Below are 16702 nucleotides of genomic sequence, written 5' to 3'. Positions count from 1 at the left end.
CAGGAGTGGAAAGCAATGCGGAAAATATTAGAGATACAAAAGCAGCTTCTGCCTGATCTCATGGACATTCTCAAGACTAGGTACACCATTCTTCATCAGATCATGCTTTCGGAGCTGATCGGCCGGCGGACGCTGGCGGCATCGCTCCATATGACGGAGCGGGTGCTGCGCGCTGAAACGGATCTTCTGAAAGCCCAGGGGCTGATCGAAATTGAAAGCTCCGGCATGAGGATCAGCGAAGCGGGACGAAGGCTGCTCGAAGAGATGGGCCCAATGGCCAAGGAACTGTTTGGACTCAATGAACTGGCCGAGAAAATCCGCCGAGCATACAATCTGCAAAAGGTTGTCGTTGTGCCGGGGGATTGCGAATCCTCACCGGTCACCAAACGGGATCTCGGACGCGAAGGGGCCAAAGCTCTGCTCGGAGTCATGAATCAGGAAGACACGGTGGCCGTCACCGGCGGATCTACATTAGCTACCGTTGCGGAGGCACTGAACCCGCAAGCGTCGGTATCGATGAAGAACAGCTGGTTTGTGCCTGCCAGAGGCGGTCTTGGCGAGAGTGTGGAATTCCAGGCGAACACCATTGCCTCTACCATGGCAAAACGCGTAGGCGCTCAATACCGGCTGCTGCATGTGCCGGATTTGCTTAGCGACGATGCGTACCAATCGCTTGTGCAGGACCGAAATATCCAGGAAATTGTGCAGGTGATCCGCCAGTGCCGCATTATCGTGCATGGCATTGGGGATGCGATGGAGATGACCCGGCGCCGAAAGCTGGACCCGACTGCAGCACAGGAGATCCAGAAGGAAGGAGCGGTAGCTGAATCTTTTGGCTACTACTTTAACGAAAAGGGTGAGGTTGTCCATCGGATGATCACGCTTGGTTTGCGGCTCGAAGACATCATCAGAACCGAAATCGTCATCGGGATCGCAGGCGGGAAGGATAAGGCGAAGGCTATTCATTCCGTGCTGAAGTTCGGCCACGAGAATATCCTTGTTACGGATGAGGCGGCTGCAATCGAAATTTGCAGGCAAATCGATGAACAAATTTGAGGTTATCAATACAGGCAATGCCTGTTTTGAATAAAACGGATTTTGCGGCCGATGCCGGTTTTTGCGGAATCCCTACAAAACGACTTTCTAGGAGGACTATTCAATGAGTGTAAAAGTAGGCATTAACGGTTTTGGACGTATCGGACGACTCGCTTTCCGCCGCATTCAAAATGTGGAAGGTATCGAAGTGGTTGCAATCAACGACTTGACTGATGCTAAAATGTTGGCTCATTTGCTTAAATATGATACAACTCAAGGTAAATTCGAAGGAGAAGTTGAAGTTCATGACGGCTTCTTCAAAGTAAACGGCAAAGAAGTAAAGGTTCTTGCTAACCGCAACCCTGAAGAACTTCCTTGGGGAGAACTCGGCGTTGACATCGTTCTGGAGTGCACAGGCTTCTTCACAACCAAAGAAAAAGCTGAGCTTCACCTGAAAGGCGGAGCGAAAAAAGTCGTAATCTCCGCTCCAGCTACAGGCGACATGAAAACCGTCGTTTACAATGTGAACCATGAAATTCTGGACGGAAGCGAAACCGTTATTTCCGGCGCATCCTGCACAACGAACTGCTTGGCTCCTATGGCGAAAGTTCTGAATGACAAGTTCGGCGTCGTAGAAGGCCTGATGACTACAATTCACGCTTACACAGGCGACCAAAACACTTTGGACGCTCCTCACGCTAAAGGTGACTTCCGCCGCGCTCGCGCAGCTGCTGAAAACATCATTCCTAACACAACTGGTGCCGCTAAAGCGATCGGTCTGGTAATCCCTGAACTGCAAGGCAAACTCGACGGCGCAGCTCAACGCGTGCCAGTTCCAACAGGTTCCCTGACTGAACTCGTGACTGTACTGAACAAAAAAGTAACAGCTGACGAAGTCAACGCAGCCATGAAAGAAGCTTCTGACCCAGAAACTTATGGCTACACTGAAGATCAAATCGTATCTTCCGACATCAAAGGCATGACTTTCGGATCCTTGTTCGACGCTACTCAAACCAAAGTTCTGACTGTAGGCGACCAACAGCTCGTTAAAACCGTTGCTTGGTACGACAACGAAATGTCCTACACAGCTCAATTGGTTCGCACATTGGAATACTTCGCTAAACTGGCTAAGTAAGATCGGCCAAGCAAAAGCGAACATATGGAGCGGAAACAGAACCTTTTGTTTCCGCTCTTTGTAAATGGAATGTTTTCAAAGCGGGCAAGTCTTTTTTGGATAGAGAATCTGGAGAGTATAGATCGATAAAAACAAGAGGATTGCAAAAATCCCGGTTGCGATATGTTACCCCTGTTATTCCTGAAAAACAAAAAAATGGGTTGCGGAGGAACGAACTATGAATAAAAAGTCTGTACGTGATGTGGAAGTTAACGGCAAACGCGTGTTTGTGCGCGTGGATTTCAACGTGCCTTTGGAAGACGGAAAAATCACTGACGATACACGGATTCGCGAAACGCTGCCAACGATCAAATATTTGATCGAGCATGGCGCCAAAATCATTTTGGCAAGCCATATGGGCCGTCCGAAAGGACAATTTGTGGATTCCATGCGTCTGACTCCTGCCGCTGTACGCCTGTCCGAACTGCTCGGCAAACCGGTGGTGAAAGTGGACGAGGCTGTAGGCGAGGCCGTTAAGGCTGAAATCGAAAAATTGCAAAACGGCGACGTGCTGCTGCTTGAAAACGTGCGCTTCTACCCTGGCGAAGAGAAAAATGACCCTGAGCTGGCCAAACAATTTGCCGAGCTTGCGGACTTGTTCGTTAACGACGCCTTTGGAGCGGCTCATCGCGCACATGCTTCCACAGAAGGCATCGCGCATTTCTTGCCAGCCGTATCCGGTCTTTTGATGGAGAAAGAATTAAGCGTACTGGGCAAAGCGCTCTCCAATCCTGAACGTCCTTTCACTGCCATTATCGGCGGATCGAAAGTCAAAGATAAAATCGACGTGATCAACAACCTGCTGAACATTGCTGACAATGTACTGATCGGCGGCGGATTGTCCTACACCTTCATGAAAGCTCAAGGATATGAAATCGGTCAGTCTTTGTGCGATAATGATAAATTGGATGTAGCGCTCGGATTTATCCAAAAAGCGAAAGACCTCGGCAAAAATTTCTTGCTTCCGGTCGACATCGTGATTGCCGATGACTTCAAAGCGGATGCCAACATGGAAATCGTAGATGTAGGCAATATTCCAGAAACTTGGGAAGGCGTGGATATCGGACCTAAAACCCGTGCCATGTATGCCGAAGTCATTAAAAACTCCAAGCTGATCGTATGGAACGGACCGATGGGCGTATTTGAAATCGATCCATTCGCAAATGGTACGCGCGAAGTGGCTGAAGCCTGTGCCGAAACTGAAGGTTATACCATTATCGGCGGCGGCGATTCCGCTGCAGCGACGGAAAAATTCCACCTGGCGGACAAAATGAACCACATCTCTACAGGTGGCGGCGCTTCTCTGGAGTTTATGGAAGGCAAGGCGCTTCCTGGCGTCGTAGCTCTTAACGATAAATAATCCGGGTGATTACAGCTTGCAAGAAAATAGGGGTTTTGCAATTCTTGGAAAGCAAGGCCAAGCAAGGCCGAATATTGCAAAACCCTGATTTAAGAAGGAGTTGAAGCATGTGAGAACACCAATTATCGCGGGCAACTGGAAAATGTTTAAGACGGTTCCGGAAGCCAAGGCATTCATCGAAGAAGTGAAAGGCAAAGCGGAAGTAGGCGGCGTGGAAAGCGTTATTTGCGCGCCTTTCACCAATCTTCCTGCTCTTGTCGAAGCGGCTCAAGGCACTTCCATCAAAATCGGTGCCCAAAACCTGCATTTCGAAGACAACGGCGCGTTTACGGGTGAAATCAGCGGCGTGATGCTGAAGGATCTGGGTGTCGACTATGTCATTATTGGGCATTCCGAGCGCCGCGCTTATTTTGCGGAAACCGACGAAACGGTCAACAAAAAAATGCATGCGGCATTCCGTCATGGCCTGACACCAATCGTGTGCGTTGGCGAAAAGCTCGAAGAGCGTGAAGCCGGCCAAACGAAGGATGTCTGCAAAGTTCAAACGGAAGCTGCTTTTAAAGGCCTGTCAGCAGATCAGGCAGCACAAGCTGTCATTGCTTACGAGCCGATCTGGGCCATTGGAACGGGAAAATCTTCAACTGCACAAGATGCCAATGAAGTGATTTCCTACATCCGCGACCTGGTCAAAGGGTTGTACGGAGAGGAAGTTGCGAACAAAGTTCGCATTCAATACGGCGGCAGCGTGAAACCTGAGAATGTAGCCGAGTACATGGGCCAAAGCGATATCGACGGCGCTCTTGTCGGCGGTGCCAGCTTGCAGCCGGCTTCCTACATCCAGCTAGTGCAGGGGGCGAAGTAAGATGACCGCACCTAGACCTGTAGCACTGATCATCATGGACGGATTCGGGCTGCGCGGAACCGTAGAGGGCAATGCCGTAGCACAGGCCAAAAAGCCGAACTACGATCGCCTCATGGCCAAATATCCGCATTCAACGCTTACTGCATGCGGTGAGGCTGTAGGTTTGCCTGAAGGTCAAATGGGCAACTCCGAAGTAGGCCATTTGAACATCGGTGCGGGACGTATCGTCTACCAGGATTTGACCCGGATTTCGAAATCGATCCGCGAAGGCGAATTTTATGACAATCCAACGCTGGTAGAAGCGGTTCGCTCCGCTAAAAACAAAGGCAAAAAGCTGCATTTGTACGGCTTGCTGTCGGATGGAGGCGTACATAGCCACATTGAGCATATGTTCGCCATGCTGGACCTCGCGAAAAAAGAGGATATGCATGAAGTATACATTCACGCTTTCCTCGACGGACGCGACGTGTCTCCGGATTCCGGCAAGAAGTTCATTCAGGATCTGCAGGCCAAAATCAATGAAGTGGGCGTGGGTAAAATCGCGACCGTACAGGGTCGCTATTATGCCATGGACCGCGACAAACGCTGGGAGCGCGTAGAAAAGTCCTACCGTGCGATCGTGTACGGAGATGGACCTAAATATACCGATCCTGTGCAAGCCGTTGAAGAGTCTTACAATAAATCGGTATTTGACGAGTTCGTTGAACCTACGGTGATCGTGGATGAAAACGGCCAGCCGGTATCTTTAGTGGAAAGCGGCGATTCCGTCGTATTCCTGAACTTCCGTCCGGACCGGGCCATTCAGCTGTCCCAAGTGTTCACGAACAAGGATTTCCGCGGCTTTGACCGTGGTCCGAAGTTCCCTGAGAACCTTCATTTCGTATGTCTGACCCTGTTCAGCGAAACGGTGGAAGGGTATGTGGCTTACGAGCCGAAGAACCTGGACAATACGCTGGGCGAAGTGCTCGTGCAGAATAACAAAAAGCAGCTCCGCATTGCGGAAACCGAAAAGTACCCGCATGTGACGTTCTTCTTCAGCGGCGGACGCGATGTTGAGCTTCCGGGCGAAACGCGCATCCTGATCAACTCGCCGAAGGTTGCCACTTATGACCTGAAGCCTGAGATGAGCGCTTATGAAGTTGCGGACGCTTGCGTGAAGGAAATCGAAGCTGAGAAGCATGACGCGATTATCCTGAATTTCGCTAATCCGGACATGGTTGGACACTCCGGTATGCTGGAGCCGACGATCAAAGCGGTTGAAGTGACGGACGAATGCATGGGTAAAGTCGTTGATGCAGTCATCGCCAAAGGCGGGGTAGCGATTATTATCGCCGACCACGGAAACGCCGACATGGTGTTTGACGAAGAGGGCAGACCTTTTACGGCGCATACGACCAATCCGGTACCGTTTATTTTGACCGACGAAAACGTGACGCTGCGCGACGGGGGTATCCTGGCTGATGTGGCACCAACCATTCTCGATCTGATGCAATTGCCGAAGCCGGCCGAAATGAACGGAGAATCGATGATTGCAAGCCGCAAATAAGCGGTATAATGATAGAGATGTGTTTTACTTGGATTTAAATATGAACGACAAAGGAGATCAAGTACAATGACTATTATTTCTGACGTGTACGCTCGCGAAGTCCTCGACTCCCGCGGCAATCCGACTGTTGAAGTTGAAGTTTACCTCGAATCCGGCGCAATGGGCCGCGCAATCGTTCCTTCCGGCGCATCCACTGGCGCTCACGAGGCTGTTGAGCTTCGCGATGACGACAAATCCCGTTACCTCGGCAAAGGCGTTCTGAACGCTGTTAAAAACGTCAACGAAATCATCGCTCCAGAAGTAATCGGCATGGACGCTCTGGACCAGCTCGGCATCGATAAATTGATGATCAAACTGGACGGAACTCCTAACAAAGGCAAACTGGGCGCAAACGCTATTCTGGCTGTTTCCATGGCTACCGCACGCGCAGCGGCTGAAGCTTTGGACCTGCCTCTGTACGTATACCTTGGCGGATTCAACGCAAAACAACTGCCTGTACCAATGATGAACATCGTTAACGGCGGGGCTCATGCGGACAACAACGTAGACGTGCAAGAATTCATGATCCTGCCTGTTGGCGCTCCTTCCTTCAAGGAAGCACTCCGCACAGGCGCTGAAATCTTCCACAACCTGAAATCCGTATTGAAGGCTAAAGGCCTCAACACGGCAGTAGGCGACGAAGGCGGCTTTGCTCCTAACTTCACTTCCAACGAAGACGCATTGTCCTCCATCATGGAAGCTATTGAAAAAGCCGGCTACAAACCAGGCGTTGACGTATTCCTCGGTATGGACGTTGCTTCCACCGAATTTTTCAAAGACGGCAAATACCATCTTGAAGGCGAAGGCAAATCCTTCACTTCCGCAGAATTCGTTGATCTGCTCGCTTCCTGGGTTGACAAATATCCGATCATCACGATCGAAGACGGATGCTCCGAAGATGACTGGGAAGGCTGGAAGCTCCTTACTGAGAAGCTCGGCGACAAGATTCAACTCGTTGGCGATGACTTGTTCGTAACGAATACCGAACGTCTTGAAAAAGGCATCAATGATGGCATCGGTAACTCCATCCTGATCAAGGTAAACCAAATCGGTACGCTCACTGAAACCTTCGACGCGATCGAAATGGCTAAACGTGCCGGTTATACTGCGGTTGTATCCCACCGTTCCGGTGAGTCCGAAGACAGCACGATTGCTGACATCGCTGTTGCAACCAACGCAGGCCAAATCAAAACAGGTGCGCCTTCCCGTACCGACCGTATTGCGAAGTACAACCAACTTCTTCGCATCGAAGACGAATTGGCTGAACTGGCTCAATACAACGGCCTGAAATCCTTCTACAACCTGAAAAGATAATACGGCTTTAACGCTGTAGATGAAATGGCTGTCCCGGCTTGCGTGCCGGGGCAGCTTTTGTTTTTATCGGGGCGTAGAGGGTTTTGATATGGCCTTAACTAGGGGAAGTGTGCGGATAAGGCATCTGAAGACTCGGAAACGGCCCGGCCTATGATGTTAAAACAGCTAATTGAAAAAAGAAGTAATGGAAACGGAGTGCGAGTACGGTACTGAATGCAAGCTAACGAAACTGGGAAACGCTATAGCGCAAAAAACAATGGTGATGAGAATTTAACGAAACTCCCAATCGCTATTTAGGCAAAAACCAGTCTGAACCGCATATATTTTGCTCAATAGCGTTATCCTGTTTCGTTAGAAAATATCGAAGGTTGATTTAGCTCAAACAACGATCTCCAGTTTCGTTGGAATGCGTACCTTTAACAGGAAAAGGGCGCTTTGTCCCAAAAGGGAGAGGGAAGTTCTTGTTTTAGGAAATAGGCTATGGTACAATAAAAATGCTGTTTAATTGGACGATGCTCTTGCATTTATTAGAGGGTTTTGCAAAAATTCTGATATACATGATGTTGATGCTATTAGGAGGTGGAACGAATGGATATCTTTATGAAAGTGCTGCTTGTCATTTTCTCGATCGCATTGATCGTTATTGTTCTTTTGCAAAAAGGGAAAAGTGCAGGTCTGGCAGGTGCCATCTCCGGTGGCGCAGAACATCTTTTCGGAAAAACGAAAGCACGCGGTATGGACTTGATCCTGCAGCGCACAACGGTGGTTATCTCCGCCGGGTTCTTTATTGTGTCTATTCTTGTGGCCGTTTTTTCGAAATAACATAGCTGGACTTTGAACCTTCGCTCTTGCAATGAAGAAGAGCGGGGGTTTTTTAATATATATTTGGTTCTTCAATTCCGTCCCCTCCGTTACTTTCCCTGTTTGCTACGCATTAATGAAATGACCAAGCCAATATTTTATAAACGCCGGGGGTACTAAGGAGTACGCCTGGAGAACCGTTTAGGGATGTAAAAGATTAAATCCGTATATACTAGGGTATGTGTATAGTAAATCGGAAAAATTGCATGTAAGTGCATTTGAATCAATACATAGATACCTTGCGGGGGAGAACCTGAATCCATCCTACGCGAGTCAACCGAGGAGATAATCATGATAACGGAACAAATCATATTGGATTTAATGCAGGAACCGGACTATAAACCGATGACTTATCAAGAACTTGAGAAACATTTTGCTATTGCGGACAGCGTGGAGTTCAAGGAGTTCCTAAAGCTGCTCAACAAGCTGGAGCAGGAAGGGAAAATCATGATGACGCGTTCAGACCGGTACGGTCTTCCCGAGCGTCTCGATTTGCTGCGCGGGCGGCTGCAGGTGCATACGAAAGGTTTCGCATTCCTGCTTCCTGAAGATAAAGAACACCCTGATGTATATATCGGGGCGAATGACTTGATGAGCGCAATGAACGGCGATACAGTGCTGATACGCATAACGACCCGCGGCCCTGCCGGGGGCAAACTCGAAGGCGAGGTCGTGAAGATCATAACCCGCGCGGTTAACCAGGTCGTGGGCGTGTTTCAGGGCCATGAGGCATATGGTTTTGTACTGCCGGATGATAAACGGATTGTCCGCGATATTTTTATTCCCAAGGAATCGATTGGCGGCGCGGTGGACGGCGACAAGGTCGTCGTAGACATCGTGAGTTATCCGGAAGGCCGCGCGGCGGCTGAAGGCAAAGTAATTGAAGTGCTCGGGCATAAGGATGATCCGGGTGTGGATATCCTGTCCATTATCCGTAAGCACCAACTTCCGGAAGGATTCCCGGATGAGGTGATGGCTGAAGCGGAACAAGCCCCGGACTCGATTACGGAAGAGGAAATCGTGAAGCAGGGCCGGCGGGATTTACGCGGCAAAAAAATCGTTACTATTGACGGCGAAGATGCAAAAGACCTTGATGATGCCGTTAACGTGGAGCGTTTGGAAAACGGCCACTACCGTCTCGGCGTCCATATTGCCGATGTAGGCTATTATGTGCGGGAGAAGTCCGAGCTTGATAAAGAAGCTTATAACAGGGGCTGCAGCGTTTATTTGGTGGACCGGGTAATTCCAATGCTGCCGCATCGCCTGTCGAACGGGATTTGCAGCTTGAATCCAAAGGTGGACCGTTTGACGCTGTCCTGCGAAATGGAATTCGACGAACATATGAAGGTCGTTAAACATGACGTCTTCACCAGCGTAATCAAGACCAAAGAGCGGATGACCTATAATAATGTGCGCAAAATCCTCGAGGATGAAGATCCGGAGCTGATGGAACGCTACAAGGATTTGGTGGAAGATTTCCATCTCATGAAGGAGCTGGCGCTTAGACTTCGTTCCAAGCGGATGAATCGGGGCGCTGTGGATTTCGACTTTGTCGAGTCCAAGGTCATCGTGGACGAAAACGGCAAACCGGTCGACATCATCAAACGGGAACGTTCGATTGCCGAGCAGATTATCGAGGAATTCATGCTGGCAGCCAACGAAACGGTGGCGGAACATTTCCACTGGCTGAAGGTGCCGTTTATTTACCGGGTACACGAAAATCCCGATCCGGAGAAAATGCAGAACTTCCTTGCTTTTGCCGAAAATCTCGGCTATCACGTGAAGGGAAGAGGCAACTCCGTTCATCCGCGGGCGCTGCAGACGCTTTTGGAGGAAATTAAGGATACCAAAGAGCAGACCGTGATCAGCACGATGATGCTGCGTTCGATGAAGCAGGCGAAATACGATGCCGAAATGTCGGGACATTTTGGTCTGGCGGCCGAGTACTATACGCATTTCACGTCGCCGATCCGCCGTTACCCCGATCTGGCCATTCACCGCGTGATCCGGGAAGTGATTGAAAGCAATAATGTTCTGCCCGAGAACCGGCAGGAATATTTGGCTTCCCGGATGCCGGATATCGCCCAGCATTCCTCCGAGCGCGAGCGCGTGGCGGTAGAAGCGGAACGAGATACGGATCAGCTGAAAAAGGCGGAATATATGTTGGACAAGGTCGGCGAGGAGTTCGACGGCATCATCAGCAGCGTGACCGGATTCGGCATGTTCATCGAGCTGCCGAACACGGTTGAGGGCTTGATCCGTCTGGCCGGGCTGACCGATGATTATTACCACTTCGATGAAGCATCCATGTCTTTGATCGGCGAGCGGACATCGAAGATATTCCGCATCGGCGATGAGGTGAAAATCCGTGTGGCACGCGTGAACATGGATGATCACACCATCGATTTTGAGATGGTGGATATGAAGCCGCGCCGCGAACGGAATCGCGGCGGCGGGTTTGGCGGCCGCGGCGGTGAACGCGGCAACGGTTTTGCGCGCGGCGGCGGGCGCGGCAAAGGCGGCAATGGCGCCAGCGGCAAGGCCGGGCGGCCGGGCAAGCGCGAGCGGGCCGCAGCGTCCGCCGGTGAGGCTGCCGGCGGCGGTGCAGCCGCGGGAGCCGCGGGCGCGGGTGGCAAACGCGGCAAGCGTGGCGCTGGCGGCGGCCGTGGCGCGGAGCCGCTGGAGACGAACGTCGAGGCCAATCGGCCGATGTCGTTCAGCTTCGGCTCCGGAAAGGGCGGCTACACCTCGCCGGAGTCGGGTGAAAATGCCAGCGGCGGACGTAGGAAAAAAACGTCCGGCAGCGGCATTTTCATCGGCGAAGGCGGGGCTTCTGCTCCGGAGGAGACAGGGCGGCGGAAACGCCGCGGCGGTGAGCAGGAAGCAGGCAATGGCAATGGCGAGGGCGGCTTCCGCAAACGCAAGAAGAAAAAAGGCGCATCCAAAAACGCCACAGCGGCTTTTGTGCGGAAGAAGAAAAAGTAAAGCCTTGTTTCGTGTTTTGATCATGGTACGCGATTGTTGTGTTAGGAACTAGACGGTGAATTGGATTGATTGAGTCGATTGGACAGCCATACAAGTTTGGTTGGTACCGTCCCTAGTTCCCAACGCGCGTACCGAAGCTGCACGATGGCGGATCGTATATGCTTTAGCAATTCTGGTGCAAAAACGTCTAGGTGCGCAGTGAACTAAGCTGAGCGCCTCAAGTGCTAATGATTAAACTTTTCAAGTTGGGTGATTAATGACCCTGACTTTGTGATTAAAGCACTTCAGGTATGTGATAATATTACTTTTTGTTACGAGTAGAACTCTTCAGGGGCGATTAAATCACCGGATGTATGATCAAATTACCTAAGTACTATCATTTAGTCGCCAAAAGATGCGAAAGTGCAGGCTTTTTCATGTGAGGAGACCTCTATTTTAGAGAAAACCTGCAAAAATGCATCCTTTTTACGTGGTTTATGAATATTTGGCATTTAATCGAGGAAATAGATGCACTTTTGCACGAATTTATCGTTAGGAATGAAAGTTAGCTACAAAAATTGCACTTTTGCATCTTTTTGAAAGGGCATCGCCAGAATAAAGCGGCAAAACGGGGATTTAGACGAATGAAAGATGCTATGCTCGCCTAAAATGGCCACCAAAGGTGTTTTATAAGTAACTTTCAATGGTGTGATCCGGATTTAGATGAGGATAAATGTGAATACTTTCGTTTCATTATCGTATCGATGTATTTTGTATAAGTGGCAAAATCAATTTTTGATTATGACCTTGTTTTGAGATGCGGCTGCTTCTCGAGAATTGTCTCAAGCCTTGTTTTGCCTTGATTTTGCCCGGAGCAGTTGATACAATGGACTTCTGGTACGGTGCATCTTTGATGGATGTGGTTTGCGCCGGAAGTTTGGATATTTTGTAATGGGTGAGGAGTGAAAGACATGGGTGGTAAGAAGAGTGACGGGAAGGTACTGGCCCAGAACAAGAAAGCTTCCCATGATTATTTCATCGAGGATACGTACGAAGCGGGCATTGTGTTGACCGGGACCGAGATCAAATCGATCCGTAACGGGAAAGCCAATATCGGCGACGCTTTTGCGACAATCCGCAATGGGGAAATTCATATTCACAACATGCACATCAGCCCGTTCGAACAAGGCAACCGGTACAACCCAACCGACCCGACGCGAGCGCGCAAGCTGCTGCTGCATAAGGAACAGATTCATAAGCTGCTGGGTCAAACGAACCAGGAAGGTTATACGATCGTTCCGCTTAAAATTTATATCCGCAATGGCTACGCCAAGCTGCTGCTCGGTCTCGGCCGCGGTAAAAAGCAGTACGACAAACGCGAATCGGCGGCAAAACGCGATGCACAACGCGATATTCAGCGTGCGCTGCGCGAAAAGCAGAAAATTGCGCGGTAATGTCCTGTTAAACGAAAACTTAGCAAGTTTCACCTGTGTTTCCTTGCATCGTCTGTGTTATTTTGGCCGGATGGTGTGATATAATAAATGATGTAAGAGATGCTGCATAACGCGATCTTTTACATGGAACATGAATTTGCTTCTGGTCGTCCTTTCTTATGGAGGGAAAGGATGCGGAATAGATTGCTTCTTATGCTGCTGAGCAGCTCATCTAATCCGAAGAAGCCCTTTATAATAAGGGGGCGTTCTTGGATTCGACGGGGACAGTTCGAGCATGAGTAGCGGGTAGTGGGGACGCGTCCGCTTCATCAACGCTAACGCCAATAATAACTGGCAAACAACAAAACAACTACGCTCTCGCAGCTTAATAACCTGCAGACGTGCTCTCGCTCTGCATCGCCCATGTGCCGGGATGAGGGCTCACTCTTAGTGGGATACGCTGTCTAGTCTCCGCCTGCGGCTAGCTGAAGAAGACAAACAGGCTGACCCTTTTGGGATCCGGTGACGGGGAGCCTGACTGGGTGACATCAAAACTGTCACTACACCCGTAGAAGCTTATGTGGCGTTGTCTTCGGACAGGGGTTCGACTCCCCTCGCCTCCATTCTAAGAGCCCGCTCCTGGAGCGGGTTTTTGTCTTATTAAGAGCAAAATTGTAGGCCATTTTTAGACATCAGATATTTTATGGTCAATTTATTGACTATATTGTAGATAATTTGTTTACAACAGCAATGGAAAAATAGCAATTGTTTACTTATTTCATGTATGTGAAGTGCTATGTGTTTTTCATGAGAAATTATTATTCTTGAAGCATTTTGGCGGGGACTCAAGCGTAGAGCAGGCTTGGGTCCTATTAATTTGATTGATGGTTACAGCCAATACAACTTCGGTCTTGAGAAAGGTTGCATCTGATTAGCATGTTTCTACTGGCGTTAATGTTGGATATAAATTCATTTAGGAATACCGCTAAATGTTATTAAGTGTGCTAGTGGTATCTGGGGTATGTACCATATTTGATAATCAAGTACATCCTCCTCACCATGGTTAGAATCTATAACTCTTGTTACATTCTATGAACCATAGTAAAGAATATACCGACTCTCTGAATAGCAATGTGACAGGTGTGACACAATGTCGTATAATGATACAATTCATATTGTGAAAAATTGCACCTTAGAATTAGCTGAAAGCGATGTGAAAGATTGATGTTTTGGATTCAACTCCTCATTGTATTACTCGCCATATTCGTCGGAGCAAGGCTAGGCGGAATTGGACTTGGGGTCATGGGAGGGCTTGGACTAACCGTTCTGACATTCGGATTCGGTCTGCAGCCAACTGCACCTCCGATTGATGTCATGCTTATGATTGCCGCGGTCATTACTGCTGCCGGCTCTCTTCAAACTGCAGGCGGGATGGATTATTTGGTCTCCCTAGCGGAAAGAGCTCTTCGCAAAAATCCCAGCCGCATTACGTTCATGGGACCAATCGTGACGTATATATTTACATTTTGCGCAGGGACAGGCCATGTATCCTATTCCATACTCCCTGTGATCGCCGAAGTGTCACGCCAGTCCGGTGTTCGCCCAGAGCGGCCTTTATCCATATCCGTTATCGCTTCTCAACAGGCGATTACTGCAAGTCCTATTTCCGCAGCAACCGTAGCGCTCGTCTCCCTGCTCGCAGGTTATCAAATCAGTCTGATAAACATTCTGATGATCAGCGTCCCTGCTACGTTTATTAGCTGTATGATTACCGCTTGGGTCATGACCAAGGTCGGCAAAGACTTAAATGACGACCTTGAATATCAGCAGCGCGTAAAGGATGGACTTGTCCAAGAAACGCTGGATACCAATGCCGAGCAGCGAGAAGCAGCGGCAAAACCTTATGCCAAACGATCTGTGGTTTTATTCCTCTTCGGTGTCTTGCTGGTCGTATTGCTCGGCTCGCTGCCGCAGCTTCGTCCAGCTTGGGTAACAGACGGCAAGCTTGTCCCGCTGAGTATGGCCTATGCGATTGAGCTTGTGATGCTGTCGATTGCGGCGCTAATCCTGCTTTTCTGTAAGGTCAATGCGTCTCACTTAATCAAAAGCAACGTCTTCCTCGCCGGGATGCAGGCTGTTATTAGCATTTTCGGGATTGCTTGGCTTGGTGACACGTTCTTCGCGGGTCACATGGATCAGATCAGTATATGGATTAAAAACAGCGTCACTGCTGCTCCGTGGCTATTCGCCATTGCGCTCTTCGTCCTGTCGATTCTACTGTACAGCCAAGCCGCAACGATACGTGCGCTCATGCCTCTTGGCATTGCCTTAGGTTTGCCGCCTGCTGCACTCATTGCCATGTTCCCGGCAGTGAACGGCTACTTCTTTATTCCGAATTACCCGACCGTCATTGCGGCGATCAACTTTGACCGTACAGGAACGACGCGGATCGGCAAATACGTGCTGAACCACTCGTTCATGCTTCCTGGATTAATCGCAACCGTGCTTGCGGTCGCAATCGGATTTGGACTTGCGCAGCTTATTTTATAAGGCGAAAGCCTCTCCTATAACTCGGCTATCGAGCGATTAGGAAGGGCCGGCTGCTCTGACTGCCTCTTCTTCAATCCGAGTCTTTTGCGAATAAATCCCCAAATTGCCCCTCAGCCACCACACTCAAGACCCCAAACTTCTTCGATAGAAGGGTGGGCAAAGTCCAACTGCAGTTCCGCTGAATTGGAAGGACAGGGGTCGCTTCATATCCGAAGGAACCTATGAACCACGCCCGAGTTGAGGCGATGACTTCACAAAACCCGATAACATGGAAATACCCTCAAGTGCATCAGATGTGGATGTGTTGAGGGTATTTTTGCATGCGTATTTTATTTCGCAGTTATTTCTGATTGAGCTTTTCACGGCTATATACCGTACCGCGCCATGTCATTCCGCCACGGGAGGAAACCGATGCACCTCTTAGAGCGCCAAGAATGAGCAGGAAAGCGACGTAGGGGTGAAATAATCCATACCAGAATCGGCTCTTCGCATAGGTCGAGTAGATTGCATACATCAGAAGGATGCAGAGAACCGCAATGGCGCACAGGATTCGGGGCCCTGTATGACCGATGAATAGGCCAAAGAATGGATAGATCATCGTTAAGGTGCAAGAAATGGTGACGCCGATGGCATTCGGAAAGGTAAAAACGTTCTTCTCCACGCTGCGGATCAACTGGGTCGTACTCTCATAGTAGTTCCATACCTCCACGAGATCCCTTCCATACACCACTTCCTGCTTAAATCCATGCCTCTTCACGAGCTCCCCGAGCTTGGCGTCATCAGTCGTGTGCATGGCAAAGGCTTGATGGGTGCCGATCTGTTCATAGACGGAACGTTTCAATAAATTGAAGGCGCCGACGCCTAAGGAATTTTTGGCTTTAGGGTCTTTGGTCTTCCACAGCATGCCGAATGCAGAAGCGCTTAAGAAAATAAACGTGGAGTACCATTTCGACACGAGATGGGATCCGGTAAAAGCAGGGATTAGCGTCAAATGGTCCAGTTGATGTTCGATGGAATAGGCGATGGATTTTTCCAGAGTCTGAGGTGCGAACAGAATGTCGGCGTCGGTATAGAGAATCCATTCCCCTTTTGCGGCAAGCGTGCCCTGATATAGCGCATGGTTCTTACCGAGCCAGCCTTCGGGCAAATGTCCGATCGTGATGATACGTAAGGAAGGGTGGCGTAATTGCAGTCTTGCAAGGCAGTTTCCCGTATCATCGGTGGAGCGGTCATTGACGACGATCACTTCCAGCTTGCCGTAGGATTGAGCCATTAAGGAATCCACGCAGCGCTCGATGGCTTTCTGCTCATTTCGTGCAGCTACGATGACGGATACTAGAGGTGGTTCGGTCAAGGCTGGCGGATCATATTTCCGCAGAATCGTTATCTTTTTAATCTGTTGTACAAGCAGAAGCCCGAATCCCCACATGATGACATTGATCGAACCAAGGATGTACCATAGAATTTGCATGCTAACATCTCCCACTCTTAAATTGAACAATCGTTCTAATTAGCCTACAGCTCTGTGAGGAGAAGCGCTTTATTCAGAGCTGGTTGTGACTTG

Annotated in this window: 11 protein-coding genes and 1 other RNA gene; 11 read left to right on the top strand and 1 reads right to left on the bottom strand. The window is 49.6% G+C overall.

From position 1 onward, the window contains the following. Positions 1-15: 15 nt before the first annotated feature. The 11 genes from L6442_RS31550 to L6442_RS31500 all read left to right on the top strand — a co-directional run bounded on the left by L6442_RS31550 (position 16) and on the right by L6442_RS31500 (position 15138). Positions 16-1056 carry a sugar-binding transcriptional regulator gene (locus L6442_RS31550; RefSeq protein WP_212979889.1) on the top strand — a complete coding sequence of 347 codons (1041 nt, stop codon included), beginning with the start codon at positions 16-18 and terminating at the stop codon, positions 1054-1056. A 103-nt stretch (positions 1057-1159) separates the two neighbouring features. After that, positions 1160-2170, top strand: coding sequence for a type I glyceraldehyde-3-phosphate dehydrogenase (gap, locus tag L6442_RS31545; protein WP_194235002.1), 1011 nt, complete (start codon positions 1160-1162; stop codon positions 2168-2170). Between the two features lie 217 nt (positions 2171-2387). Next, positions 2388-3569 (top strand): phosphoglycerate kinase, encoded by a 1182-nt coding sequence (locus tag L6442_RS31540; protein ID WP_212979888.1) that lies wholly within the window; start codon positions 2388-2390, stop codon positions 3567-3569. Positions 3570-3678: 109 nt separating this feature from the next. Continuing rightward, positions 3679-4431, top strand: coding sequence for a triose-phosphate isomerase (gene tpiA, locus L6442_RS31535; RefSeq protein ID WP_194235004.1), 753 nt, complete (start codon positions 3679-3681; stop codon positions 4429-4431). Between the two features lies 1 nt (position 4432). Beyond that, entirely contained in the window at positions 4433-5977 is a 1545-nt protein-coding gene (gene gpmI, locus L6442_RS31530; protein ID WP_212979887.1) for a 2,3-bisphosphoglycerate-independent phosphoglycerate mutase, read from the top strand. A gap of 66 nt (positions 5978-6043) precedes the next feature. Beyond that, the gene (gene eno, locus L6442_RS31525; RefSeq protein WP_194235006.1) at positions 6044-7330 is read left to right on the top strand and encodes a phosphopyruvate hydratase; all 1287 of its coding nucleotides are present in this window, start codon (positions 6044-6046) and stop codon (positions 7328-7330) included. Between the two features lie 588 nt (positions 7331-7918). Then, positions 7919-8152, top strand: a complete 234-nt coding sequence (gene secG / locus L6442_RS31520) for a preprotein translocase subunit SecG (protein ID WP_194235007.1) — start codon at positions 7919-7921, stop codon at positions 8150-8152. 330 nt (positions 8153-8482) lie between these two features. Continuing rightward, positions 8483-11176: a ribonuclease R gene (rnr, locus tag L6442_RS31515; protein WP_212979886.1), complete on the top strand. Its 2694-nt coding sequence runs from the start codon at positions 8483-8485 to the stop codon at positions 11174-11176. Between the two features lie 950 nt (positions 11177-12126). Continuing rightward, positions 12127-12609, top strand: a complete 483-nt coding sequence (gene smpB / locus L6442_RS31510) for an SsrA-binding protein SmpB (RefSeq protein ID WP_212979885.1) — start codon at positions 12127-12129, stop codon at positions 12607-12609. 238 nt (positions 12610-12847) lie between these two features. After that, positions 12848-13214: a transfer-messenger RNA gene (gene ssrA, locus L6442_RS31505) on the top strand. 598 nt (positions 13215-13812) lie between these two features. Continuing rightward, positions 13813-15138 carry an anaerobic C4-dicarboxylate transporter family protein gene (locus L6442_RS31500; RefSeq protein WP_212979884.1) on the top strand — a complete coding sequence of 442 codons (1326 nt, stop codon included), beginning with the start codon at positions 13813-13815 and terminating at the stop codon, positions 15136-15138. A 340-nt stretch (positions 15139-15478) separates the two neighbouring features. On the opposite strand, the gene L6442_RS31495 is transcribed toward L6442_RS31500, so the two are convergent. Then, entirely contained in the window at positions 15479-16609 is a 1131-nt protein-coding gene (locus tag L6442_RS31495; protein WP_212979883.1) for a glycosyltransferase family 2 protein, read from the bottom strand. Between the last annotated feature and the right edge of the window lie 93 nt (positions 16610-16702).

The organism is Paenibacillus azoreducens, assembly GCF_021654775.1.
Lineage (GTDB): Bacteria > Bacillota > Bacilli > Paenibacillales > Paenibacillaceae > Paenibacillus_AQ > Paenibacillus_AQ azoreducens.
This window is presented reverse-complemented; position numbering and strand designations above follow the sequence as displayed.

Coding starts and splice junctions, on each gene's coding strand:
- L6442_RS31550 (WP_212979889.1), top strand. CDS start 16: ATGCGGAAAATATTAGAGATACAAAAGCAGCTTCTGCCTGATCTCATG.
- gap (WP_194235002.1), top strand. CDS start 1,160: ATGAGTGTAAAAGTAGGCATTAACGGTTTTGGACGTATCGGACGACTC.
- L6442_RS31540 (WP_212979888.1), top strand. CDS start 2,388: ATGAATAAAAAGTCTGTACGTGATGTGGAAGTTAACGGCAAACGCGTG.
- gpmI (WP_212979887.1), top strand. CDS start 4,433: ATGACCGCACCTAGACCTGTAGCACTGATCATCATGGACGGATTCGGG.
- eno (WP_194235006.1), top strand. CDS start 6,044: ATGACTATTATTTCTGACGTGTACGCTCGCGAAGTCCTCGACTCCCGC.
- secG (WP_194235007.1), top strand. CDS start 7,919: ATGGATATCTTTATGAAAGTGCTGCTTGTCATTTTCTCGATCGCATTG.
- rnr (WP_212979886.1), top strand. CDS start 8,483: ATGATAACGGAACAAATCATATTGGATTTAATGCAGGAACCGGACTAT.
- smpB (WP_212979885.1), top strand. CDS start 12,127: ATGGGTGGTAAGAAGAGTGACGGGAAGGTACTGGCCCAGAACAAGAAA.
- L6442_RS31500 (WP_212979884.1), top strand. CDS start 13,813: ATGTTTTGGATTCAACTCCTCATTGTATTACTCGCCATATTCGTCGGA.
- L6442_RS31495 (WP_212979883.1), bottom strand. CDS start 16,609: ATGCAAATTCTATGGTACATCCTTGGTTCGATCAATGTCATCATGTGG.